The 21,790-nt window shown below is 64.0% G+C and carries 26 protein-coding genes; 15 read left to right on the plus strand and 11 right to left on the minus strand.

The window, feature by feature from the left end; translation table 11 throughout:
- Positions 1–7: 7 nt before the first annotated feature.
- The gene (locus DQG18_RS14655; protein WP_116654993.1) at positions 8–898 is read right to left on the minus strand and encodes an SIS domain-containing protein; all 891 of its coding nucleotides are present in this window, start codon (positions 896–898) and stop codon (positions 8–10) included.
- 14 nt (positions 899–912) lie between these two features.
- Positions 913–1,392, minus strand: a complete 480-nt coding sequence (locus DQG18_RS14660; RefSeq protein WP_116654994.1) for a RidA family protein — start codon at positions 1,390–1,392, stop codon at positions 913–915.
- 162 nt (positions 1,393–1,554) lie between these two features.
- On the opposite strand from DQG18_RS14660, the gene DQG18_RS14665 reads away from it, so the two are divergent.
- On the plus strand, positions 1,555–2,595 hold the full coding sequence (locus DQG18_RS14665; protein ID WP_116654995.1) for a pyridoxal-phosphate dependent enzyme: 1,041 nt from the start codon (positions 1,555–1,557) through the stop codon (positions 2,593–2,595).
- Positions 2,592–3,617, plus strand: a complete 1,026-nt coding sequence (locus DQG18_RS14670) for a succinylglutamate desuccinylase/aspartoacylase family protein (protein ID WP_116654996.1) — start codon at positions 2,592–2,594, stop codon at positions 3,615–3,617. The genes DQG18_RS14665 and DQG18_RS14670 overlap by 4 nt, the downstream gene beginning before the upstream one ends.
- 33 nt (positions 3,618–3,650) lie before the next feature.
- Here DQG18_RS14670 and DQG18_RS14675 read toward each other — a convergent pair whose 3' ends face one another.
- Positions 3,651–4,940, minus strand: coding sequence for an ABC transporter substrate-binding protein (locus DQG18_RS14675; protein ID WP_116654997.1), 1,290 nt, complete (start codon positions 4,938–4,940; stop codon positions 3,651–3,653).
- Positions 4,941–5,123: 183 nt separating this feature from the next.
- Between DQG18_RS14675 and DQG18_RS14680 the strand changes: the two genes are divergently transcribed.
- From DQG18_RS14680 to DQG18_RS14705, 6 genes are read left to right on the plus strand one after another with little or no spacing between them, the layout of a single operon-like run.
- Positions 5,124–6,026, plus strand: a complete 903-nt coding sequence (locus DQG18_RS14680) for a carbohydrate ABC transporter permease (protein WP_245958480.1) — start codon at positions 5,124–5,126, stop codon at positions 6,024–6,026.
- Entirely contained in the window at positions 6,019–6,846 is an 828-nt protein-coding gene (locus DQG18_RS14685) for a carbohydrate ABC transporter permease (protein WP_116654998.1), read from the plus strand. The genes DQG18_RS14680 and DQG18_RS14685 overlap by 8 nt, the downstream gene beginning before the upstream one ends.
- A gap of 30 nt (positions 6,847–6,876) precedes the next feature.
- Positions 6,877–7,755 carry a DUF6772 family protein gene (locus DQG18_RS14690; RefSeq protein WP_116654999.1) on the plus strand — a complete coding sequence of 293 codons (879 nt, stop codon included), beginning with the start codon at positions 6,877–6,879 and terminating at the stop codon, positions 7,753–7,755.
- Between the two features lie 5 nt (positions 7,756–7,760).
- Positions 7,761–8,087: a hypothetical protein gene (locus tag DQG18_RS14695; RefSeq protein ID WP_245958481.1), complete on the plus strand. Its 327-nt coding sequence runs from the start codon at positions 7,761–7,763 to the stop codon at positions 8,085–8,087.
- Between the two features lie 3 nt (positions 8,088–8,090).
- Entirely contained in the window at positions 8,091–9,224 is a 1,134-nt protein-coding gene (locus DQG18_RS14700; RefSeq protein ID WP_116655000.1) for a mandelate racemase/muconate lactonizing enzyme family protein, read from the plus strand.
- Positions 9,225–9,243: 19 nt separating this feature from the next.
- The gene (locus tag DQG18_RS14705) at positions 9,244–10,299 is read left to right on the plus strand and encodes an ABC transporter ATP-binding protein (protein ID WP_116655001.1); all 1,056 of its coding nucleotides are present in this window, start codon (positions 9,244–9,246) and stop codon (positions 10,297–10,299) included.
- A 68-nt stretch (positions 10,300–10,367) separates the two neighbouring features.
- On the opposite strand, the gene DQG18_RS14710 is transcribed toward DQG18_RS14705, so the two are convergent.
- From DQG18_RS14710 to DQG18_RS14730, 5 genes are all read right to left on the minus strand, one after another.
- Positions 10,368–11,231, minus strand: a complete 864-nt coding sequence (locus DQG18_RS14710) for a VOC family protein (protein WP_116655002.1) — start codon at positions 11,229–11,231, stop codon at positions 10,368–10,370.
- Positions 11,232–11,291: 60 nt separating this feature from the next.
- A complete protein-coding gene (locus tag DQG18_RS14715; RefSeq protein ID WP_116655003.1) occupies positions 11,292–11,735 on the minus strand; it encodes a DoxX family protein in 444 nt (147 codons plus the stop codon).
- Between the two features lie 24 nt (positions 11,736–11,759).
- The gene (locus tag DQG18_RS14720; RefSeq protein WP_116655004.1) at positions 11,760–12,392 is read right to left on the minus strand and encodes an NADPH-dependent F420 reductase; all 633 of its coding nucleotides are present in this window, start codon (positions 12,390–12,392) and stop codon (positions 11,760–11,762) included.
- Positions 12,393–12,510: 118 nt separating this feature from the next.
- Positions 12,511–13,422, minus strand: coding sequence for a LysR family transcriptional regulator (locus DQG18_RS14725; protein ID WP_116655005.1), 912 nt, complete (start codon positions 13,420–13,422; stop codon positions 12,511–12,513).
- A gap of 182 nt (positions 13,423–13,604) precedes the next feature.
- The gene (locus DQG18_RS14730) at positions 13,605–14,045 is read right to left on the minus strand and encodes a pseudoazurin (RefSeq protein WP_116655033.1); all 441 of its coding nucleotides are present in this window, start codon (positions 14,043–14,045) and stop codon (positions 13,605–13,607) included.
- A gap of 260 nt (positions 14,046–14,305) precedes the next feature.
- Here DQG18_RS14730 and nirK point away from each other — a divergent pair, with 260 nt between their 5' ends.
- Genes nirK through cutA form a run of 4 tightly spaced genes read left to right on the plus strand, consistent with a single transcriptional unit; the run spans position 14,306 to position 17,231 of the window.
- Positions 14,306–15,451 (plus strand): copper-containing nitrite reductase, encoded by a 1,146-nt coding sequence (gene nirK, locus DQG18_RS14735; RefSeq protein ID WP_245958482.1) that lies wholly within the window; start codon positions 14,306–14,308, stop codon positions 15,449–15,451.
- A 60-nt stretch (positions 15,452–15,511) separates the two neighbouring features.
- Positions 15,512–15,850, plus strand: a complete 339-nt coding sequence (locus DQG18_RS14740; RefSeq protein ID WP_116655007.1) for a cupin domain-containing protein — start codon at positions 15,512–15,514, stop codon at positions 15,848–15,850.
- Positions 15,851–15,894: 44 nt separating this feature from the next.
- Positions 15,895–16,908, plus strand: coding sequence for a Gfo/Idh/MocA family protein (locus tag DQG18_RS14745; RefSeq protein WP_116655034.1), 1,014 nt, complete (start codon positions 15,895–15,897; stop codon positions 16,906–16,908).
- A 5-nt stretch (positions 16,909–16,913) separates the two neighbouring features.
- Positions 16,914–17,231, plus strand: a complete 318-nt coding sequence (gene cutA / locus DQG18_RS14750; RefSeq protein WP_116655008.1) for a divalent-cation tolerance protein CutA — start codon at positions 16,914–16,916, stop codon at positions 17,229–17,231.
- A gap of 108 nt (positions 17,232–17,339) precedes the next feature.
- Here the strand turns inward: cutA and DQG18_RS14755 are convergent, their stop codons facing one another.
- Positions 17,340–17,909 (minus strand): flavin reductase family protein, encoded by a 570-nt coding sequence (locus DQG18_RS14755; protein ID WP_116655009.1) that lies wholly within the window; start codon positions 17,907–17,909, stop codon positions 17,340–17,342.
- A gap of 89 nt (positions 17,910–17,998) precedes the next feature.
- Between DQG18_RS14755 and DQG18_RS14760 the strand changes: the two genes are divergently transcribed.
- The 3 genes from DQG18_RS14760 (at position 17,999) to DQG18_RS14770 (ending at position 20,305) form a co-directional block, all read left to right on the plus strand.
- Positions 17,999–18,661 carry a helix-turn-helix transcriptional regulator gene (locus DQG18_RS14760; protein ID WP_116655010.1) on the plus strand — a complete coding sequence of 221 codons (663 nt, stop codon included), beginning with the start codon at positions 17,999–18,001 and terminating at the stop codon, positions 18,659–18,661.
- 103 nt (positions 18,662–18,764) lie between these two features.
- Positions 18,765–19,703 carry a VOC family protein gene (locus DQG18_RS14765; protein WP_116655011.1) on the plus strand — a complete coding sequence of 313 codons (939 nt, stop codon included), beginning with the start codon at positions 18,765–18,767 and terminating at the stop codon, positions 19,701–19,703.
- Complete coding sequence (locus tag DQG18_RS14770) at positions 19,700–20,305, plus strand: alpha/beta hydrolase (protein ID WP_116655012.1); 606 nt, start codon at positions 19,700–19,702, stop codon at positions 20,303–20,305. The genes DQG18_RS14765 and DQG18_RS14770 overlap by 4 nt, the downstream gene beginning before the upstream one ends.
- A gap of 251 nt (positions 20,306–20,556) precedes the next feature.
- On the opposite strand, the gene DQG18_RS14775 is transcribed toward DQG18_RS14770, so the two are convergent.
- Positions 20,557–20,850, minus strand: coding sequence for a GNAT family N-acetyltransferase (locus DQG18_RS14775; RefSeq protein WP_116655013.1), 294 nt, complete (start codon positions 20,848–20,850; stop codon positions 20,557–20,559).
- Between the two features lie 94 nt (positions 20,851–20,944).
- Positions 20,945–21,691 (minus strand): GntR family transcriptional regulator, encoded by a 747-nt coding sequence (locus tag DQG18_RS14780; protein ID WP_116655014.1) that lies wholly within the window; start codon positions 21,689–21,691, stop codon positions 20,945–20,947.
- Positions 21,692–21,790: the final 99 nt, after the last annotated feature.

The raw sequence follows: 21,790 nt of genomic DNA on the forward strand, positions 1-21,790 counted from the left end.
ATGGTTTTTATCCTTTGGCGCCCTTGGACTGGATGCGCAAATCGGCAAGGCTGTTCTTTGCGGCCCGCAGCTTTTCGTGCATTTGCGGTCCGCCGCGCAGCGCTATGGCGGTGGTGATGATGTCGAGCAGCACCGCATGCGCCACCCGCGACAGCATGGGCGCATAGATTTCGGTGTTCTCGTGGGCATCGATGGCCAGAACGATGTCGGATGCAGCCGACAGCGCCGTATCCGGCCGCGTGACGCTCACGACGACTGCACCGCATTCGCGCGCCTTGAGCGCCATGGCTTCGGTATCGCGCACCATGCCGGTGTGGGAAAAGCACAAGGCCACGTCGCCCGGCCGCAGGCTGGCTGCGGCCAGCCGCTGCAGGTGGGTATCGTCATAGGAAACCACGGGAATGCCGAAGCGCATCAGCTTGTGCTGGGCTTCCATGGCAAGAATTCGCGCCGCGCCGGTGCCGTAGCAGTCGATCCGGGGCGCGTTGGTCAGAATGTCGACCACCCGCTCGAGCGTGACCTGATCGATGGAGCGGCGCATCGCGGTCAGCGTATAGATGCTGGAATCCACCACCTTGTCGATGATCCGTTCGAGCGGATCGTCGGAGTCCACATTGCTATGCACATAGGGCGTGCCCGAGACGATGCTCTGTCCGGTGCGCAGCTTGAGTTCGGGATAGCTCGCAAGCCCCATGGCGCGCACGAAGCGCAGGACCGTCGGCTGGCTCACCCCCACCGTCTCGGCGAGCGAAGCGATGGACATGCGGATGATCTTGTCGGGCTCCTGCAGCACGAAATCGGCCACGCGCCGCTCGGAGGGCGACAGTTCCGACTTGCGCGCGGCAAGCACTTCGAGAAAGGGCTCCTCGCCGTTGTCCGGGGTGTCCAGTTCCAGCATTGGCGTCCTCCGTTTCAATCGATCGCAAAGAGAGCTTCCACCTCGATGCAGGCCCCCAATGGCAAGGTCGCCACACCGATCGTGGTCCGGCTGTGGCGCCCCGCCTCTCCCATGATCGCAACGATCATATCAGAAGCGCCGTTCATTGCCGCGCCCGGTGTGACGAAATCGGGCTCCGCATTGACGAAACCGCCCAGCCGGATGCAGGATCGCAGCCGGTCGAGCGAGCCCAACGCCATGCGCGCCTGGGCCAGAATCTGCAGCAGGCAGAGCTTGGCCGCAGCATAGCCGTCCGTTTCGGTAATTTTACTCCCTAGCTTGCCGCGATAGGCGTCTGCCAGCTTTCCGTCCGGACCCACGCAAAGCTGTCCGGATATGTAGAGCAGCTTTCCCTCGATCCTGAAGGGAACGTAATTTCCTTGCGATACAGATACTTCGGGCAATTCATATCCGAGTTCGCGGATGCGGGATTCGATGTCGTGGACAGGGAGCATGGACGTGACGATCTGCCTTCATATGGACCGGGATCGCGGGCGCCGGAGGTGTGCGAGCGGGTGTCTCCGGCGTTGACGCGTTAGTTTATGTAGTTTATCTACATATCTGTGGCTTGGCAATGCCGCGCCCCAGGATTTCCCGAACATCGGTGGATAGATCAGATGTCTTCAACCCATTCCATCCCGGTTTCGATCGACAGGATCACCGGGCAGAAAAGGCTCGAACTGGCGTCTTTCCCCACGCCCCTCGAGGCCGCCCCGCGGCTGGCCGCCCATGCGGGGCTGGGCGCGCTTCATATCAAGCGCGAAGACATGAGCGGCTATGCCCTTGGCGGCAACAAGCTGCGGCAGATCGATTTCATCCTGGCCGAAGCGCTGGAGCAGGGCGCCGACATGGTCATCAGCACGGCTGGGAGCCAGTCCAATTTCTGCCGTTCGCTGGCGGGCGCGGCGGCCAAGCTCGGTCTTGGCTGCCACCTTCACCTGCGGGCCAAGATGGGCACCGAGCGGGTCGGCAATCTCCTGCTGGACGGCATTTTGGGCGCCGAGGTCACCTTCACCGAAAAGACCGACCCCTGGGACCCGACCATCCGCGCGGAACTGGACGAGATCGGCCGGCGCTACGAGAAGGCTGGCCGCAAGCCCTATATCGCGCAGTTGACCGGCAGCAGCGCCACGCTGGGCATCGCAGGCTGGGTTTCGGGCGCGGCGGAACTGCTGGACGATTTTTCCCGGCTCGGCCACCAGCCCGATGCCGTTGTAGTGGTTTGCGGGTCGGGCCTCACCGCCGGAGGGCTGGCACTGGGCCTCAAGCATCTGGGCGCCACCACACGCGTTGTCGGCGTCAGCGCCCAGCAGCCCGAAGCGCGGCTGCGGCAATGGATATTGGACACAACCAATGAGGCGGCGGCGGACCTGGGCTTTTCCACGCGCCTTGCCGATCAGGATTTCGATATTATCGACGACAGGATCGGGCCGGGCTACGGCATACCCTCGCCGGAGAGCATTGAGGCCGTGCGGCTGGCGGGGCGGCTGGCGGGGCTGGTGCTCGATCCGATCTATACCGGCAAGGGCATGGCGGCCCTGCTCGCGGAAGGCGATGGGGGCATGTTGAGCGGCAGGAGCGTTGTTTTCCTCCATTCGGGCGGCACGCCGGGTCTTTTTACCCACGCCGCATCCTTTGATACGGATTTGCGTCCTTGACCGGGACCGCGCGATCGGGACCGGCCCGGCTGGCAGTGGAGCTCGACCGTCCGGGGCGGCATTTCGGAGAGCTCTTCATCCCCCATTCGCATGACCGGTCGGCTTATGGCCGCCTCAGCGTGCCGGTCATCGTGGTCAAGGGCGGCGCGGGGCCGACCCTTCTTGCCACGGCGGGCATTCATGGCGACGAATATGAGGGGCAGATGGCCCTGTTGCGCGCCGCCCGCGAGTTGGACCCGGCGCGCCTTTTCGGCCGGGTCATCCTCGTGCCGGTGGCCAATCCGCCCGCCGCCGAAGCGGGACGGCGCACGTCTCCCATAGATGGCGGCAATCTGGCGCGCTGCTTTCCCGGCCGCGCCGATGGCAGCCTCACCGAGCAACTGGCCGAGGGCATCCATCGTTTGTTGCTGCCTCTGGCCGATGCGCTGCTGGATTTTCACAGTGGCGGCTCGACGCTTGATTATCTGTCTTGCGCCTTCGGGCGCCTGCCCGCCGATGCAGGTCTTGCATCGCTTACGCTTGAGATGATGACGGCATTCGGTGCGCCCCATACCATTGTCATGACCCGGCCCGAGGCCAGCGCCACGCTCGTATCGGCTGCGCTCGACAGGGGGATCGTTGCGATGGCGACCGAACTTGCGGGCGGGGGAGGGGTAACCGCTGCCAGCGTCGCCCTGGCGCGGCAGGGTCTGGGCAATGTCCTTGCGCATCTGGGCATGCTGGAGCGGGCCGATGACGAGGCCGTGCCGACCCGGCTGCTTGGCGTCGGGCCCAACCATTTCCTGCGCGCACCGGGCAGGGGGTTGTTCGAGCCGGCAGTGATGCTTGGCGAGACGGTCAAGGCCGGACAGGTTGCGGGCTGGCTGTGGAACGCCGAGCGCCCCGAATGCGCGCCCGAAGTGCTGCATCTTCCAGCCGATGGCATCGTCGTGTGCCGGCGGGTTCCGGCTAACTGCGCAAGGGCCGATGTGCTGCTGCATCTGGCCGAGCCCGCGACGCCGGATCAATTGCTCAGCATATGAAAAAGGGAGGCTTTCGCCCCCCTTTTTTGTGGATCAGGCCGTTGGCAGCAAGGGTTCGACCCGGGCGACCAGATCGTTCATCGCCTGCTCGGGCGTCTTCATGCCGAGCACCACTGTTTCGGCTTCTTCCTTGAAATAGTCCGCGGCGCGGGCGGCCTCGTCGAAGGCCGGCAGCGGCACCCGCGATACGGCCAGCACCTGCCGCTCGGCTTCGGCATAGGGCAGGGCCTCGACGATGCGCGCATCGTCATAGGTCGAGTTGCGGATCGGACCGTTGCCGTTGAGCGCTGCGGCCACCGTTGCTTCCTTGGAGGACATGGCCTTGATGAACTGCCAGGCCAGCTCCTTGTTCTGGCTGTTCTTGGGGATGGCCATGCTCCAGAACTCGACCTTGGCCGGGGCGACCTCGTATTTGCCCAGCAGTTCCTCGGCCACCGGGAAATAGGTGGTCTTGATCTGCCCGGCGGTCTGCGACTTTTCCGGATCGTTATAAAGGCCGTTGCGGCTCATCGAGCTCATGGCCATGGCGGCGCGGCCGGTCTGCATCCAGGTGTTGGCGTCCTCGGCCTTCATGCCGACCAGATTCCGCGGCACCGCGCCGGCGTCATAGAGTTCCTTGATGGCGGTGAGCGCCTTGATCATGGCCGGCGAATTGGCGACCACCCTGAAGTCCTGCGTGATGAAATCGGCGTCCCATGCGCGCGCAAAGGCGATGACCTCCGGATAAGCGACGCCCGGCAGGATGAAGCCCACGGCGGGGGTGCCGTCGGGGCGCGTGCCGGTGCAGCGCTTGGCGATATCGATGAACTCTTCGATGGTCTGGGGCGGCGCATCGACGCCGTTCTCCTCAAAGATCGCCTCGTTGTAGTGGAGGCCCGTCGAGGCGTGCCGGAACGGCACGGCAAAGAGCTGGCCATCAAAGGTCATTGCGTCCACCAGACCGGGGAAGATGTCGTCGAAATCTTCCACCGGATCGCTTTCGAGATAGGCGTCCAGCGGCTCGAACAGCGTGGTCACGCGCGGCGTGGCGTAGGTGTTGAGCAGGAAAGCGACATCGACCGTCGACTGGCCGAGCGATGCCTCGCGGAAGACGCGATCGTGCAAGGGGCCTGTTTCAAAGGTGACCCAGTTGACCGCGCTGCCCGTGGCCGCCGTGAACGGGGCGGTCACATCCCCGCCGACCGAGCCCAGCGATACGTTCTGCATGACCCGGTGGGCGAAGACGTTGAGGTCCGCGCCCTGGGCAAAGCTGATGCCGCCGAACATGGGCAGCGCGCAGCCTGCCGCCGTACCGGCAAGAAAATGTCGTCTCGATATACGCATTGAGGTTCTCCTTGTTGCGCGGCGCAATGGCTTTGGCCTTGCGCGCGCTGCTCCCTGGGTGACATTCGTAGCATAATTACATAATCTGGCGAAAATCAACCAGATTTGCGCGTTGACAGAGTTGATAGTTTAATTTTACTACAAGTCACCGGCTCAGCCGGACGAATTTCCCAAGGGGGTGCCATGTCCAGCCTGGACCTGCGTCGTCAGTCTCGCGTCAAGTCGGCCCTGCCAGCCCTGTTCATGGTCGGCCCGGTGCAGCTCATGGTCATATCCATGATCTTCGTGCCGGTCCTGTTCGTGGCCTGGCTGAGCTTTAACGAATCCTCGTTTGGTCAGGCGCCGGTCTTTGTCGGTCTGCAGAATTACGTGCAGGTGCTGAGCGACCCCTATTTCTGGCGCGCCATGGGCAACACGATCCTTGTCGTGCTGATCGTGGTGCATGTGGAACTGCTGCTGGGGCTGGGCGTCGCCCTGCTGTTCGCCAGCGGCGTGCCCATGCGCCCGCTGCTGCTTGCGGCTGTGCTGGCGCCCTATGCCGTGAGTGAAATCAGCGCCGTCGTGATGTGGCGCTATCTTTTCGATCTCGATGTGGGCTTTGCCACCCAGTTGCTCACGGCGCTGGGCCTGCCGGCGCTCGAATGGTCGATCAACCCGTTCCACGGCCTGGTCCTCATCGCGCTGCTCAGCATCTGGCTGCATCTGCCCTTTACCTTCGTCATCCTCTATGCCGCGCGCCTTGCCATTCCCAACGATCTTTACGAGGCGGCGGGCGTCGATGGGGCCTCCGCCTTCCAGAAGTTCCGGCGCATCACCCTGCCGCTGCTGATGCCGGCCATGCTGATCGCCATGCTGTTCCGCTACATCTTTGCCTTTCGCCTGTTCTCGGAAGTGTGGCTGATGACAGGGGGCGGGCCGGCCCGGCAGACCGAGGTTCTGGCCGTCTACCTCTATCTCGAAGCCTTCCGCTACAACGCGTTCGGGGAGGCCGCCGCCACCGGCTGGCTGCTCGTTCTGGCATCGCTCGGCCTTGCCGTCTTCTACCTGCGCCGTCTCTACAAGGAGATGTTTGCCGCAAATGCCTAAGCCCGTTACAAAACTGCTCAAGGCCGTTTGCGTGGCCCTGGTGCTTGTCTGGTCGCTGGTGCCGATCCTGATGATCGTCGTCTCATCGTTCAAGGCCGACCGCGATATCTTCGCCGCTCCGCCACGCCTGCTGTTCGAGCCGACCTTCAACAATTACCTGACGCTCTGGAACAACTGGGGCGACTTCTTCCATGGCCTCGTCAACAGCGCCATCATCACCATCGGCGCAACATTGCTGGCAGTTGTCACCAGCGCGCTGGCGGGCTACGCCTATTCGCGCTTCCGCAGTCCCACGCTGGCCTTCAGCGCCTTCTTTCTCATCTTCATCCGCCTGATTCCGCCCATCGTCATCACCCTGCCGCTGTTTCCGGCGGTCAACGTCTTGCGCCTCAACGACACGCACATCCTGATGATCGTGCTCTACGCCACCTTCTTTGTGTCGCTGGGTACGCTCGTCATGCGCACCTTCATGGATCAGATTCCGCGTGAGCTGGACGAGGCCGCCCATATCGACGGGGCGTCCCGCCTGCAAATTCTGCGCAAGGTCATCTTCCCGCTCTCGGCGCAGGGCATGGTGGCGGTGGCCGTTTTCGTCATCGTCTTTGCGTGGAACGAGTTCCTTTTTGCCTTCATCTTCACCACCACCAACGCCAAGACGGCGCCGCTGGTGATTTCCGAAATGTATGGCGCGGTCGAAGGGGTGGAATGGGGCGTGCTGTTCGCCGCCTCCACCCTGCAACTGCTGCCCGTGCTGATCTTCGTCATTCTGGCTCAAAAGCACCTGGTCGCCGGCCTCACCGCCGGCGCGACCAAGGGCTAGGCCACCAATCCGACCAAGGAGACCTGTTACATGCCTCCCAATCCGCGTATCGGCTCTCATGACCATGCGACCCTGAGCCGGTTCGATCCGTTGTCCCGCATCATCTGCCTTGACGATTTCGACCGTGGCTTTTGCGGATGGACGCAGCTCGTGGGCAATTACGAGGACGACCTTGATGCCATGCTGCCCGGCTATGCCCAGCACAGCTCGCCCATGCTTTCCACCATCGGCAACTGGGACTCGGGTTCGCATGGCGGGGTCGATGGCGATTATGTCCTCAAGATCGCAACGCCCCCGAGGGCCGGCGCGCAGAACGTCGCGATCAAGCGGCTGACGTTCCGCCAGCCCGGTCCCATCCGGCTTGAAGCCTATGTGACGTTTAAGCCCGAGGCGAGCGAACTCAGGCTGTCCGAGACCGATATCCGCTCGTTCGGCTTCCTGTTCGACCTGCAGGGCAGCGATCAGGCCGGGCCGGGCAGCGAGCGCGTCATGCCCCATGTGCGCTTTCTCAATGCCAGCGATGGCAAGCATGTCCAGAAATGGCAGTTCAAGCGCCAGGCGGTGCCCATCGTCCCCATCGGCACCGACAACAAGACCATCTCGCATTATCATCTGGCGCCGGATGGCTGGGAGGACCTCGAGGGCGGCGAGCAGCGCCTGTGCTACAACGAGATTCCGACCAAGATAAACTGGCACTATCTCCGCTTCGACTTCGACCTGGCGGCGATGCAGTGCACCCATTTCCAGTGCAACGACCGTGTCTTTGACGTCTCGGGCTTCGATTCTCTTCGCATCCCGGCGATGAAGAACCTCTGGTGCATGCTCAACATCGCCTTTTTCGCCGAGACCGATACCGACAAGCGTGCCTTTCTCTATCTCGACTCGGTCTGCCTTTCGGGAGATTTCTGATGCGCATGAGCACGACCGCGATTGTGACGCGGAATCTGGACTGGTCCGACGCCGCAACGAGCGAGCCTTACGAGGCCGGCTGGGCCGAAACCGCCCTGATCTTCGTGCGGGCGTTAAGGCCGGCAGTCGGCAAGCCCGGCCGCGCCCATGTGGAGATCTCGCCCGACGGCATGCGCTGGGTTCGCGAGGGCACCAGTTTCGATCTTCCGGCCGAACGCGATGCCATCACCTTTGCCCGGGTCAGCCAGTTCGGCAACTGGCTGCGCCTCGCGTGTGATTTCGAGGAGGGCAGTTCCGTGCGGGTCCTCGTCACCCTCCATCTCAAGAGCTGACCGATGACCACCGCTTCCGATCCCCTCGTCATCCGCGAAATCCGGGTCCATCCGCTGCGTGTGCGCTTGCCCAAGGCCCAGAAGACCTCGCAGGCGCTCTGGGACGCGCTCGAAATCGTCGTGGTCGAGGTGGAAACCAATGATGGCATCGTCGGGATCGGGGAGGCGCTGGCACGGCGCGGAGCTGTGGGCTATGCGCGCTTCATCACCGATGCGCTGGTGCCGCGCCTTGTCGGTCAGGACGCGCAGGACCGGCGGCGCCTGTGGAAGCTCATGCGCTCCACCCTCACCGGACGGCCCGGCGGGCAGATCATCGAGGCCATCGCCGCCATCGACATCGCGCTGTGGGACATTGCGGGCAAGGCGGCCGGCGTGCCGGTGCATAAGCTCTTGGGCGGCATGGGGCGCGAGCGCGTGCGGGCCTATGCTTCCTCCATCAACTGGCTGGACGATGCGACCGTGGAGGCGGAAGTCGCCCATGTGCTCGCGCTGGGTTTTCGTGAGATCAAGGTGAAACTGGGCCGCGATGTGCCCGAGGCCATCGCGCGGGCGCGTCTGGTCCGCCGGTTGGCGCCCGACGCGCTGCTCGGGGTCGATGCCAACTGGGCCTATGACGTGCCCGAGGCGATGCAGATCGGCCGGGCGCTCGCCGATCTCGGCTATGATTTCTTCGAGGAGCCGATCGTGCCGGAGGACCGGGAAGGTTACCGCCAGTTGGCCCGTCACCTGCCGATCCGTATCGCGGCTGGCGAAAGCGATTTCGTTGCCAGCGAGGCTCTGGTTTCACTTTCCGATCGCAGTCTTGGCATGATCCAGCCGGACGTCACCCGGTCGGGCGGCATTACCGAAACCTGGCGGATCGCCGAACTGGCCGCTTCCCATAACGTTGCCTATGCGCCCCATGTGGGCTGGTCGGGCGGCATTTGCGTCGCGGCGAGCCTGCATCTGGCGGCGGCGGCGGAAAGCTTCCGCACGTTTGAATGCATGGTGTTCGACAATCCGCTGCGCACCGCGCTGTGTCAGCCGCTGGTGGGGGATTCTACGCAACTGGTCGAGGGTCACGTCCGCGTGCCCCAGTCGCCCGGCCTTGGCGTCAGTCTCGACCAGCAGGTCCTGCGTCACCATCTCATCGCCTAGCTTGGCCACGGAGTTTGCCATGTCTTCCGTTTCGCTCAGGAACGTCACCAAGTCCTTCGGCTCCGTCCAGGTGATCAAGGGCGTCGATGTGGACATCGCCGATGGCGAGTTCGTCATCCTCATCGGGCCGTCGGGATGCGGCAAGTCCACCTTGCTGCGCATGATCGCAGGGCTCGAGGAGATCAGCTCCGGCGACGTGCTCATCGGGGATCGCGTGGTCAACGCCATCCCCTCCAAGGAACGCGACATCGCCATGGTGTTCCAGAGCTATGCGCTCTATCCGCACCTGACGGTGCGCGACAATATGGGTTTTTCGCTCTCCCTGCGCAAAGCGCCCAAGGCCGAGACCGACCAGCGCGTCAATGCCGCCGCCGCGACGCTTGGGCTTGAGCATCTGCTCGACCGCTATCCGCGCCAGCTTTCGGGCGGGCAGCGCCAGCGCGTCGCCATGGGCCGGGCCATCGTGCGCGACCCCAAGGTGTTCCTGTTCGACGAACCGCTCTCCAATCTCGATGCCAAGCTGCGCGTGCAGATGCGGGTCGAAATCAAGGCCCTGCACCAGCGCCTGCGCACGACCACCATCTACGTGACCCACGACCAGATCGAAGCCATGACCATGGCCGACAAGATCGTCGTGATGAAGGACGGTCTGGTCGAGCAGGTCGGGCCGCCGCTTGACCTTTACGACGCACCAGCCAACATCTTTGTCGCCCAGTTCATCGGCAGCCCGGCCATGAATATCCTCGAGGGCAGGCTGACCCCGGACGGCGTCCAGCACGGCGACATCGTCCTTCCGGTGCCCGACGCCCTGCGCCAGCGCGCTGGCGATATCCAGGCCGTGCGCTACGGCATCAGGCCCGAGCATCTGGTCTTGGCCGACAGCGGGCTCCCGGTCACCGCCGACGTGATCGAACCCACGGGGTCCGACACGGTGATCTTCGGCACTTTGGGCAGCACGCCGATCGTCGTCAATATCCGGCAGCGCGTCGATATCTCCGCCGGGTCACGCATCTTCGTGCAGCCGATCATGGACAATGTCCATCTTTTCGACGAGACGACGACCCGCCGCATTTGAACGCCGATTTCCCGGCAAGGGCAGGGCGGCTCAATGCGGGTCGCCTTCCGCCTCCCTGCGGTCTTTTGTCAGACCCTCAGCGCTATGGTGGTGCCCCACGGGTCCCTGAGCGTGGTGCCCTCGGGGCCGGTGGCCGGTTCGAGCCCGGCGGCTTTGGCGCGTTCGACGATCCTTTCGATGTCGGCGGGACCGCGGGCGATGATTTCGACCATGTCGAGCCCGGCCATGTTGTCGGGCCGTTGGGCGGCGCCCCGGCTGTTCCAGATATTGCCGGCAAGCTGGTGGTGATAGCCGCCGCTGCCGTAAAAGCTGGCGCCGGGGTAATCGGCGGCGATGTCGAAACCCAGCACGTCGCGGTAAAAGCCATCGGCTGCCGTCGTGTCCCCGACCTGCAGATGGACGTGGCCGATGCTGCCGTTTTCGGGATAACCGGCCCAGCCGGGGCCCTCGGCGGCGGCGAGCAGGTCCTGCACGTCGAGCGGTTCGGTGGTCATTGCGATGTTGCCATCCGCGCCGCGCCAGCGCGCGACGGGGCGGTCGGCATAGACCTCGATGCCGTTGCCTTCGGGGTCGGCGAGATAGAAGGCCTCGCTCACGATATGGTCGGATGCTCCCTGCAACCGCACGCGCGCTTCGGCGACATGGGCGACCCAGTGCGCCAGATCGGCGCGGGTGGGCATGAGGAAGGCGGTGTGGAACAGTCCGGCCTGCCGCCGGTCGCCGGGGGCCAGCGCCGGGTCGGCCTCAAGGACCAGCAGGGGTTTTTCGCCCGTACCCAGGATCGCCTCTTGCTCGCTCCCGCCGATCCGGGCCAGTCCCAGAACACTCTGGTAAAAGCTTGAGACGGTCTCGAGGTCGCGGACCTTGAGCCGGACCTTGCCGACCCGCAACGGGGCGGCGTTCATATCGAAAAATTCAGTGGCATTGGTCATGGTGGTTGCTCCCAGGAAGGATGCGGCCGCAATTTTTGATACCGCGGCCGCGCAAAAGTGTCAGGCGCGATTGCGCTTGAGGGCGAAGGCGCCGTCCCCGAGCAGGGCCTGGGCGATAAGCACAATGGCCCAGAACGCGGGAAATTCCCAGCCGCCGCCCTGGCTGTCGAAGTAAAAACCTGCCGCGCCGTGCGGGGCATAGATCGAGCCCAGCAATACCGGCACGAGGGCGAGCGCGGCCCAGCGGGTCCAGACGCCCGCGATCAGCGCCACGCCACCGACAAGCTCGGCTGCGATGACGAGATAGGCCAGAAAGCCCGGAAAGCCGAGGCTCTCGAAAAAGCCGACCGTGCCGGCGGGTGTGTAGATCACGAGCTTGAGCCAGGCATGGGCCAGAAACAGCCCGCCGGTCGTCACGCGCAGGAGCGTGGCGGCGAGATCGGCATTGGAGACGCCGGCCAGAAGGTGAGGGCGGGCGGGGTTGGTCGAGGTTACGGTGGTCATGATCGTTTTTCCTTTTCTAAAGCCTCAGGCGATGCCCTGCCAGGTGGGGGCGATGTCGGTGCCGTGGCCCAGGCCATAGCCGAGCGCGATATTGAACCCGGCAACCGGCTCGAGATAACGGGCCGAGGCAAGTCCGCCCGCATCGACGCTTTTGAACCCGGCGTTGCGGGCAAGGTTTGCAACGGCATTGCGGGCGTTTTCGTCATCGCTTGCGACAAAAACGGTTGCGGGCTGGCCGCCGGCCTTGCCCTCATTTTGCAGTACGGAGGCAAAGACCGTGTTGAAGGCCTTCACGACCTTGGCCGCCGGGGCGTTCTTCTGGATTTCTTCGGCCGCGCTGGTCGAGTGGCCGATGGTCAGGCCGGAAAAATCGGCGGACAGCGGGTTGGTGATGTCGATGACGATCTTGCCCTCGAGCCCGCCAGCGGCCTTGATGACCTCGGCTGCGGCCTCATAGGGGACGGCGAGGACGACCGCCTCGGCGGCGCCTGCCGCATCGATGAACGAGGCTGCGCTGATGCCGTTGCCCAGTTCAGCCGCTACGGCCTGTGCCTTGGCTTCATCGCGCGATGAGACGGTGACGGCGTGCCCGGCCTTGGCGAACAGGACGGCGAGGCCGCTTGCCATGTTGCCGGTGCCGAAAATGGAAATGTTCATGTCGGTTCTCCTTGATGTGATGACGCAATGGCGCTGCGTTCGAGGAGAAACATGACCCTTTTCGGAAAGGATGATAATCAGGGCACTTAGAAGATGATTTCATCCATATAGGAAGAAATTACCAGCCAGCTTCCCAGTGCGGCGTGCCGCGATAGTGCTCGATGAGGAAATCGACCAGAACCCGGACCTTTCCGGCCAGATGGCGGCTATGGGGATAAAGCGCGTGCACCATATAGGGTTCGGTCTCGAAAGGTTCGAGCACGCGTTTCACGCCCCCGGCACGCAGGGCGCCGCCGGCGATGAAGGCGGGCAGGCACGCCAGCCCAAGCCCCGCCCTGGCCGCTTCAAGGCAGGCCTCGGCGTTGGAATAGCGGATCCGGCCCGCGACGGGAACGCTCAGCGCCTCGCCATCGGGGGCGCGGAACGGCCAGCGGCCCGGCTCCCTGAAATTGGCATCGAGGATGCAATCGAACCCCGAAATATCTTCCGGAGTTTCCGGAGTGCCGTGCCGTTCGAGATAATCGGGCGCGCCGACCACCACGAGGCGTACGGTGCACAGCTTGCGCGCGATCATGGAAGAATCGGAGGGACGTCCGACCCGGACGGCAAGGTCGAAACCCTCGTCAACGAGGTTGACCACGCGGTCGGTGAAAGCGACATCGAGTTCGATTTCGGGGAATTGGCCCGCGAATTTATTGAGCGCGGGAGCGATTTCCATGGTCCCGAAGGTCAGCGGGGCGGTGAGGCGCAGCCGCCCGCGCGGGGCGTGCGAGGCATCGCGGATGGAGGCGTCCAGATTGTCGAATTCGTCAAGGAGCGGGCGCAGCCGGTCGAAATAGGCCTGCCCCGCCTCGGTCGGGGAGACGGCGCGCGTCGTGCGGCTGAGCAGGCGTACGCCCAACCGGGTTTCCAGCCGCGACACCAGTTTGGAGGCTTGGCCGGAACTGGTGCCAAGCCGTTCGGCAGCGGCGGTGAAACTGCCCGTTTCCATGACCGCCGCGAACATCCTGTCCGCTTCCAGCCTGTCCAATGCGCGCCCCGATCACGTCCAGCGTTACGTTGTCGACGTGTCTACCACTATCGGGGGCAAACCGGAACGGGTCCGAAGAGCAAGGCAGGCCCTTGCGAGGGCCTGCCCGAGAAAGCTCTAAGTCTTTGTTTTGTCGCGTTTCCGAACCGAATAAGTGGTGTCCACTTATTCTGGAAACCCTCTTAGAGGCCAAGCTCGGCGTAAGCTGCGTCAAGGCGTTCGGACGCCTTGGGGGGCAGGGTCACGCTCTTTGCCTCTTCGAGGTTCTGGGGGTCGTCGCCCACCTGGACCAGCATGACCATGCCCATGCCGAAATGGGGCGTGCACTTGATGCCGTAAACGCCCTCGACGTCGAAGGTTACGGTTTCGGTCTGGCTGATGGCGGTGCGGAAGGTCTCGGCGCCTTCGGGGAACATGCCGTTGATGGTCTCGGCGTTATGGCCCGGATCCACCGATACGAAGGTGACCGTGTCGCCCGGCTCGATCTTCAGCGCGGCAGGCTCGAAAACCATCGCCCCGGCCTCTCCGCGATTGAGCATCTGCACCTCATGGTCGGCGGCAAATGCGGGCATTGCAACGAGCAGGCACGTTGCGGCAGCTAGGGTGGCGAGAGTGGTTCTCATCTTTTTCTCCTTGGGTGAGTTTGGCATTACGGGGTGGAAGCCGACAAAGTGCATTTGGTTCCCGTACTGTCGCGGGCGGCGGGGCGGCAACGATGGGCGCCTTGGGCCGGCCACCGATTTTTGCAAGAAAAGGCTTGGATTTCAACCGGTCAATATCGGGGAACTCAAAGGGCGTGCGGCAGTTGACGAGTTGCCAAAGCCATATTGTCGGGTACACTTATATCGCGACGATGCGCACCTTTTTCAAACGGATGGATGCAATGCCAAACTCTCCAGACAAGCCCACCTCTCCTGAAACACCCGCCAGCGGCCAGCCCAATCTGTCCCGGCGGACGATCCTTGCGGGAACGGCCGGGCTGGGGCTCGGCGCCATCCTGGGCGCTCCTCCGGCGCTGGCCCAGAACAACCAGCGGCTGCTGGTCGCCGACCACGAGCACGGGGGCGTCCTCAGCGACCGCATATATTCGGTCAACCCGGTGCACCCGGACATGGCCGATATCGCCGAGAACCCCGTCAACATTCCCCCTCCGATCACGCGGACCGAGCCCACCACCGTCGAGGTCGAGCTCGAAACCATCGAGGTGGAAGCCCATCTGGCGCATAACAGCTCCTTCCGATTCTGGACGTTCAACGGCACGGTTCCGGGCCCGTTCATCCGGGTGCGGGTGGGCGATACGGTCAATGTGACGCTGAAGAACGCTCCCGATAGCTGGATGATGCACAACGTCGACTTTCATGCAGCGACCGGTCCGGGCGGTGGCGCCGAGGCGACCACTGCCGCCCCCGGTGAGGAGCGCAGCTTTTCCTTCAAAGCGGTGCATCCGGGCATCTTCGTCTATCACTGCGCTGTGCCACCCGTTGCCTTGCACATTGCCAACGGCATGTACGGCATGATTCTCGTCGAACCCGAAGAGGGCCTGCCGCCGGTCGACCGCGAATTCTACGTCATGCAGGGCGAGATCTACACCAACGAGCCGTTCGGCACGAGCGGACTGCTGACCGAGAGCTACGACAAGCTTCTGGCCGAGCAGCCCGAATATTTCGTGCTCAATGGCCATGTGGGCGCGCTGACCGACCACTATCCCATGCACGCGCGGGTGGGTGAGAAGGTCCGCATCTATTATGGTGTAGGCGGACCGAACTTCTCGTCCTCGTTCCACGTCATCGGCGAGATCTTCGACAAGGCCTATGTCTACGGCTCGCTCGTCAGCCCTCCGCTCGAAAGCGTCCAGACGGTAATGGTGCCGGCGGGGGGCGCTGTGGCGGTCGAGATCACCTGCGAAGTGCCGGGCCGCTACGTGCTTGTCGACCATGCGCTCTCGCGGGCGGAAAAGGGCCTTGCGGGCTATCTCATCGTCGAGGGCGAGGAGAATCCCGAGATCTTCAACGCCCCCGAAGAGGCATAATTTTTTTCTGCGGGCGGCTCCATCGGGGCCGCCCGCATTCTCACGCATGGGGGGATATCAATGGCTCTTCCTCGCGCCGCATCGGGGCGGGCGGTAACGCTCGATCCCCCGGACGGCCCGCTGGCGGCGCAAACGGCGGCGCTGGTCAAGGCCGATCATTTCGAGGCCATTCATCTTGTCGTGCCCGAGGGCCGCGAGATTGCCGAACATGCCGTCGAGGGGCCGATCACGCTTTTCTGCCTCGAAGGCGAGGCCAGAATCGGGCTGCCGGACGGACCGGTCACCCTCGTGGCAGGCCAGTGGCTTTACCTTGGCGGGGGCGTGCCGCATTCGGTTTATGGTGCCAGAGCCTCCCGGCTGCTTCTCACCATCGTGCTTCTGGCCGTGCCGGACACGTAGCAGCCCGCGCTCTGGAAGGATTTTGAGATATGGAGGGGTTGGATATGGCGCGCGACAAGGTGCGGTGGGGGATATTGTCGACGGCGGACATCGGCATGACGAAGGTGACGCCCGCCATCATGGGCTCGCCCCATTCCAAGGTCACCGCCATCGCCTCGCGCGATGCGGACCGCGCGCGGACGGCTGCGGACGCACTGGGGATCGAAAAGGCCTATGGCAGCTATGAGCAGATGCTGGCCGATCCGGAAATCGATGCGATCTACAACCCGCTGCCCAATCATCTCCACGTCGAAATGACGCTGGCCGCCAACGCGGCGGGCAAGCACGTGCTGTGCGAAAAGCCCATCGCGCTCGATGTGGCGGATGCTGAAAGGCTGCGCGCCTGCCGCCCCGACCTTCTGGTGATGGAAGCGTTCATGGTGCGCTTCCACGGCCAGTGGCTACGGGCGCGCGAGATTGCGCGATCGGGCGAACTGGGCGAGATCCGCGCGGTGCGCGGGGTCTTTTGCTACTACAATGTCGATCCCAACAATGTGCGCAACATGGCCGATATCGGCGGGGGCGCCATTCTCGATATCGGGTGTTACCCGGTAACGGCGGGACGGTTCTTTTTTGAGGGCGAGCCCGAGCGTGTCGTGGCGCTGATCGACCGCGATCCGGGTTTCAGGACCGACCGGCAGGCCAGCGTCATCGCCGATTTCGGCGGCGGGCGGCAGCTTCAGTTCCTCGTCTCGACCCAGATGGCCAATACCCAGTCGATCGAGATCATGGGCGCCAGGGGCCGTGTCGAGATCGTCGTGCCGTTCAACGCCCCGCAGGGCCAGCCGACCGCGCTGCTCGTCGACGAGGGTCTTTCCCCCGATGGTCATTTCGCGCGGCGCGAGATCGTCCCCGCGCAGGACCAGTATACCGAAATGGCCGAGGCGTTCGCGCTGGCGGTGCTGGGCAAGGCCGAACTGCCTTATGGCATCGAGGATGCCATCGCCTCGATGCGGGTGCTCGATGCGATCTTTGAAAGCGAGCGCAGCGGGGGCTGGGCCGAGGTGAAAAAGGGGTAGGGACCATGGAAGACAACCCCGTCGTCGTGATGATTGCGGTGCCCTCCCAGGAGGATGGCGCCCGCATCGCGCGCATGCTGGTCGAAAAGCGGCTCGCGGCGTGCGTGCAGGCCCTGCCGGTCACCAGCACCTATCGCTGGAAGGAAAAAATCGAAACCGCCGGGGAGGTGCTGTTGCTGGCCAAGGCCCGCGCGGGCATATTTCCCGCTCTCCAGGCGGCCATCGTGGAATTGCATCCCTACGATGTGCCCGAGATCATCTCGCTCCCCACCGACGCCGTCCACGGCCCCTATCGCGAGTGGCTGATGGCGGAGACCATCTGAACCAGTCTCTCGCTCCTTTCGCTACTCTGGCCCTGAGCCGGGGTCCAGCACGCTGTCAGGATGACTGAGAATTGGTGTTTCCAACAAAATCCGACAGGTCCGGCAGCCTTACCCTTCGAGCGTATGATAGCCGCGCCGATACCACACGAGGGGTTTTTTCTCGCTCGTCTGAGCGCCGGTGAGCACGCCCACGAATAGGCAATGGGTGTCCAGATCGATGCTGCCCGCCACGCGGCATTCGATGGCGGTCGCCGCTCCTTCGAGGCGCGGCTGGCCCGAGGGCCATTGCGTCCAGTGCCCCACGGAGAAACGATCCTCGACCCTGAGCTTTCCGGCAAAGGCGTCGCCCACCTCCTGCTGGTCCTCGGCCAGAAGGTTGAGCGAGAAGCGGTTGGTCCTTGCGATCAGGTGCGCCAGATCGCTGCCCTTGGTGATCGAGACCAGAAGCGAGGGCGGCTGGGCTGAGAGCGAGGTGACGGCGGTGACGGTGCGGGCATGGCGCTCGCTTTCGTCTGCCGACGCGGCGATGCATACGGTTGCGGCAAGCCGCGACATCGTATCGGTGAAATGGGCAAGATCGAGCGCGTCATCGACCCCGGCGGAGGCCGGAGACATGCTGACGCTACGGGACGCCGGAGCGGCGTCCGCGCCCAAGGTGCGGACTTTTTTGGGGGGCATGGGTTCGGCTTTCCGGGCCAACGGCTTGATCTTGCCTTTCGGCCACTGTATTTTCCAAGTCAGTGCTTTCTAAATCTCGCGTCGGAGCCATGTCAAGCAGCGCGACACTCAATACCGGATGGACCCCGCGCAGCGCCGCCGAGCGCATCCTGTTCCAGCTCAAGATGCACGGCGAGCAGACGGCAGCCGGGCTTGGCCGGGTTCTGGGCACCTCGGGCGAAGCGGCCCGCCAGCAATTGGTGCGGCTTGCGGAGGAGGGGCTGGTCGAAAGCTGGTCGCGGGCCAGCGGGGTCGGGCGCCCCTCGCAATTCTGGCGGCTGACCGCCGGGGCACAGGCCCGTTTTCCCGATACCCACGCCGCGCTTGCCGTCGATCTTTTGGACATGGTGCGCGACGAATTGGGCGAAGCCATGCTCGAAAAGCTCATCGATACGCGCGAGGCGCGGACGCGGGCGGCCTATCTTGCCGAAATGGCCGATGCCAGGGATCTGGGCGAGCGCGTCGAACGGCTCGCCCGGCTGCGCAGCGTCGAGGGCTATATGGCCGACTGGGCCGAGGACGACGAGGGCTACATGCTCTATGAGAACCATTGCCCGATCTGCGCGGCGGCCAGCGCCTGCCAGAAATTCTGCCGCGCCGAGCTTTCCGTGTTCCGCGAGGTACTCGGCCCCGATGCCCACGTCGAGCGGATCGAGCATATCGTGGCGGGCGCGCGGCGCTGCGCCTATCGCATCCGGCCCATTGTTCGCTAAAATCGAATAAACAATGAGATCGGGCACCGATTATCGGGCCGGGCAGCGGTGTTATATTGCTCCATGAAACGCCCCCCGAGGGGGCCAAGCAAGGAGCGATCCCATGACCGGACAGATCAGGGGCCTGCATCACGTCACCTCCATGTCGCGCGATGCCAACGCCAACAACCACTTTTTCACCGCAACGCTCGGCCTGCGCCGGGTGAAGAAAACCGTCAATTTCGACGAGCCTTCCGTCTATCACCTCTACTATGGCGACGAGGCGGGCTCGCCCGGTTCGGTGATGACCTATTTCCCCTTTCCCCACATCATAAGGGGCCGCCCCGGCACCGGCGAAGTGGGCGAGACGATGTTCTCGGTGCCCGAGGGGAGCCTCAAATTCTGGCAGGACCGGCTCGTTGCCCAAGGCGTTGAAGGCGTTGCCGCCGATGAACGGTTCGGCGAAAAGCGCCTGCGTTTCAAGGCGGTGGATGGCGACATGTTCGCGCTGGCCGAAATCGAAAACGATCCGCGCGCGCCCTGGACCGGCGGCACGGTGGCGGGCGACGAGGCGATCCGAGGCTTTCAGGGCGCGTCCCTACGCCTGCGCGACAGCGGGGCGACCGAGGAGCTTCTGAAGTTCATGGGCTATCACCACGCCGATACGAACAAGGGCATCAAGCGGTTCGCGCTTGCGGGCGGCAATGGTGCCGATGTCATCGATATCGAGACCCTGCCCAACATGCCGCGTGGCGAATTGGGGGCCGGCTCGGTGCACCATATCGCCTTTGCCGTCGACAATCGGGCCGACCAGCTCGCGGTCCGGCAGGCGCTGGTCGATGCGGGCCATAACGTCACGCCGGTGATCGACCGGGATTATTTCTATGCGATCTATTTCAGGACCCCCGGCGGGGTGCTGTTCGAGATCGCGACCAATGAGCCGGGGTTCGACCGGGACGAGGACAGCGCGCATCTGGGCGAGGCGCTGAAACTCCCCAGCCAGCACGAGCATCTGCGGTCCTGGCTCCAATCCCATCTGCCCGAGATAAAGGATGTGGCATGAGCACGCAAAACTACATTCACAAGCGCCACGAGCAGCCCGATGCCGGGGCGCTAACCTTCTTTGTCTTTCACGGCACTGGGGGCGATGAGAACCAGTTCTTCGAGCTCGCCCGGCAATTGCGGCCCGATGCGAGGGTCATCGCTCCGCGCGGGGACGTCTCGGAAGGCGGTGCGCTGCGCTATTTCCGGCGCACCGGTGAGGGCCGCTACGATATGGACGACCTTGCGCAACGCACAAAGGCGATGGCCGATTTTGTCGCCGAGGCGAAGGGCGAGGGCAAGGTTCTCGGGCTCGGCTATTCCAACGGGGCCAATATCCTTGCCTCGGTGATGCTCGAAGCGCCCGGCCTTTTCGACGCGGCGGTGCTGATGCACCCGCTGATCCCGTGGGCGCCGGCGCCCGTGGCCGGGCTTGCGGGCCGCGACATCCTCATCACCGCCGGCGAGCACGATCCGATCTGCCCCGCGCCGCAAACCCGTGCACTGGCCGATTATTTCGCCGCCCAGGACGCCCGCACCCAGACCTTCTGGCACGGCGGCGGGCACGAAGTCCGCAACGAGGAGTTGCAGGCCATCGCCCGGTTTGTGGGCGACGTTGAATAGGTTCGATCGGTAGGAAGCGGGCTTGGCGGGGCCGTTAGCATCGCGCCCCCCTCATCCGACCTTTCGCTTCGCGAAAGCCCACTTTCGTCATTCAAATCGCTCCACTGGAGCGATTTGCCCTTTGGGACATTCCTCAATCCCACGGGGGGAGAAGGGGAACCGTGGGGCTACCACTTGAGCCCCCCTCTCCCCCCGTGGGAGAGGGGTTGGGGGTGAGGGGGCTGCGGTGCTGGCCGGAAACCCGGGATACCCTACCCCGCCCGCAGATCACCCCAATCGGCGTGGCGGCGGAACTGGACGTCGACATAGGGGCAGACGGGGTCGATCCGGAATCCGTCCTCGCGGGCGTCGGCGATAGCGCGCTTGACGAGCTTGAGCGCGATGCCCCGCCCCTCGAAGGGGCGGGGAACGCCGGTGTGGTTGATCACCATGACCCCGTCGCGCCAGCGATAGGTCATCTCGGCCTTGTAGCCATCGCCCAGATCGATCTCGTATCGTCCCCCGGCCGGGGTATCGGTCCGCTCGATGATGTGCTCGTCATTCATTGCAATGCTCCCGCTCGCCTTTGGCGCGATGCCCGCAGGCTATCACATGAGGAAATGCAACCTCGCCACTTTTCGCGCCGGAAACGCCCTTGCGTCAGAGCGCCCTGTCCAGACCGGAGGCGGGCAGGATGACGCCGTCGGCAAACAGGTGAGGATAGTTCCGGGCGAATTGCTGGATTTCCATCAGCACCCCATTGAGGTGCTGGCGCATGACGGCGGCGGCGTGATCGGGGTCACCTGTTTCCATGGCCTGGACAATCCGAATGTGTTCGTCGAGTCCGACGGTAAGCCGGCGGATCGAATTGGTGAGCTGCCTTGCGCGGTTGAGATTGTTGCGGGCCGATTCGACCATCGATTTTATGCGGCTGTGCCCGATCGCATCGACGATGAGGGCATGAAATCCAAGGTCGAGCGTATGAAACAGGGCCGCATCCATGGCCTCGACGACGTGGCGCTGGCGATCGAGATTCTCCCTTAATGCATCGAACAGGCCATCGGGAGGGGTCTGGGTCAGCAGGCGCACCGCCTCGCATTCGAGTCCCTTGCGCACGAAGATCGATTCCTCGGCATCGCCGATCGAAACCAGCGAGACCACCGTGCCCCGCTGGGGCAGGATATCGATCAGCCCTTCGGATTTGAGCCGCGCCATGGCCTCGGCGACCGGCGAACGTGATACTCCGAGCCGGGTGCAGATCTCGGACTTGTTGAGCACGGTGCCGGGCGGGAGCTTCAGCGATACGATGGCGTCCCGGAACTGGTCGGCGACGTGTCTGGCCAGCGATCCTCGCGGCATATGCGCAGGACGGACCAGGAAATCATAGGGAGCCGCATTCCCCTTCATGAGTCCCCCCAACTCAACCTAACAGGACGCTATGGAACATACTGCTTCGCCTCGCTTATAGCATGGCGGGCCCGGTTCGCCATGCCCATGCGGTCCCGT

The sequence above is a fragment of the Pelagibacterium sediminicola genome (assembly GCF_003390885.1).
Lineage (GTDB): Bacteria > Pseudomonadota > Alphaproteobacteria > Rhizobiales > Devosiaceae > Pelagibacterium > Pelagibacterium sediminicola.

Excerpts from the sequence above, each read along its gene's own strand:
- DQG18_RS14760 (WP_116655010.1), top strand. The coding sequence starts at position 17,999 with ATGTCAAGCAGCGCGACACTCAATACCGGATGGACCCCGCGCAGCGCC.
- nirK (WP_245958482.1), top strand. The coding sequence starts at position 14,306 with ATGCCAAACTCTCCAGACAAGCCCACCTCTCCTGAAACACCCGCCAGC.
- DQG18_RS14660 (WP_116654994.1), bottom strand. The coding sequence starts at position 1,392 with ATGCTCCCTGTCCACGACATCGAATCCCGCATCCGCGAACTCGGATAT.
- DQG18_RS14710 (WP_116655002.1), bottom strand. The coding sequence starts at position 11,231 with ATGACCAATGCCACTGAATTTTTCGATATGAACGCCGCCCCGTTGCGG.
- DQG18_RS14705 (WP_116655001.1), top strand. The coding sequence starts at position 9,244 with ATGTCTTCCGTTTCGCTCAGGAACGTCACCAAGTCCTTCGGCTCCGTC.
- DQG18_RS14700 (WP_116655000.1), top strand. The coding sequence starts at position 8,091 with ATGACCACCGCTTCCGATCCCCTCGTCATCCGCGAAATCCGGGTCCAT.
- DQG18_RS14665 (WP_116654995.1), top strand. The coding sequence starts at position 1,555 with ATGTCTTCAACCCATTCCATCCCGGTTTCGATCGACAGGATCACCGGG.
- DQG18_RS14755 (WP_116655009.1), bottom strand. The coding sequence starts at position 17,909 with ATGCCCCCCAAAAAAGTCCGCACCTTGGGCGCGGACGCCGCTCCGGCG.
- DQG18_RS14780 (WP_116655014.1), bottom strand. The coding sequence starts at position 21,691 with ATGAAGGGGAATGCGGCTCCCTATGATTTCCTGGTCCGTCCTGCGCAT.
- DQG18_RS14770 (WP_116655012.1), top strand. The coding sequence starts at position 19,700 with ATGAGCACGCAAAACTACATTCACAAGCGCCACGAGCAGCCCGATGCC.
- DQG18_RS14675 (WP_116654997.1), bottom strand. The coding sequence starts at position 4,940 with ATGCGTATATCGAGACGACATTTTCTTGCCGGTACGGCGGCAGGCTGC.
- DQG18_RS14740 (WP_116655007.1), top strand. The coding sequence starts at position 15,512 with ATGGCTCTTCCTCGCGCCGCATCGGGGCGGGCGGTAACGCTCGATCCC.
- DQG18_RS14685 (WP_116654998.1), top strand. The coding sequence starts at position 6,019 with ATGCCTAAGCCCGTTACAAAACTGCTCAAGGCCGTTTGCGTGGCCCTG.
- DQG18_RS14690 (WP_116654999.1), top strand. The coding sequence starts at position 6,877 with ATGCCTCCCAATCCGCGTATCGGCTCTCATGACCATGCGACCCTGAGC.
- DQG18_RS14655 (WP_116654993.1), bottom strand. The coding sequence starts at position 898 with ATGCTGGAACTGGACACCCCGGACAACGGCGAGGAGCCCTTTCTCGAA.
- DQG18_RS14730 (WP_116655033.1), bottom strand. The coding sequence starts at position 14,045 with ATGAGAACCACTCTCGCCACCCTAGCTGCCGCAACGTGCCTGCTCGTT.
- DQG18_RS14695 (WP_245958481.1), top strand. The coding sequence starts at position 7,761 with ATGAGCACGACCGCGATTGTGACGCGGAATCTGGACTGGTCCGACGCC.
- DQG18_RS14765 (WP_116655011.1), top strand. The coding sequence starts at position 18,765 with ATGACCGGACAGATCAGGGGCCTGCATCACGTCACCTCCATGTCGCGC.
- DQG18_RS14745 (WP_116655034.1), top strand. The coding sequence starts at position 15,895 with ATGGCGCGCGACAAGGTGCGGTGGGGGATATTGTCGACGGCGGACATC.
- DQG18_RS14680 (WP_245958480.1), top strand. The coding sequence starts at position 5,124 with ATGTCCAGCCTGGACCTGCGTCGTCAGTCTCGCGTCAAGTCGGCCCTG.
- cutA (WP_116655008.1), top strand. The coding sequence starts at position 16,914 with ATGGAAGACAACCCCGTCGTCGTGATGATTGCGGTGCCCTCCCAGGAG.
- DQG18_RS14720 (WP_116655004.1), bottom strand. The coding sequence starts at position 12,392 with ATGAACATTTCCATTTTCGGCACCGGCAACATGGCAAGCGGCCTCGCC.
- DQG18_RS14775 (WP_116655013.1), bottom strand. The coding sequence starts at position 20,850 with ATGAATGACGAGCACATCATCGAGCGGACCGATACCCCGGCCGGGGGA.
- DQG18_RS14715 (WP_116655003.1), bottom strand. The coding sequence starts at position 11,735 with ATGACCACCGTAACCTCGACCAACCCCGCCCGCCCTCACCTTCTGGCC.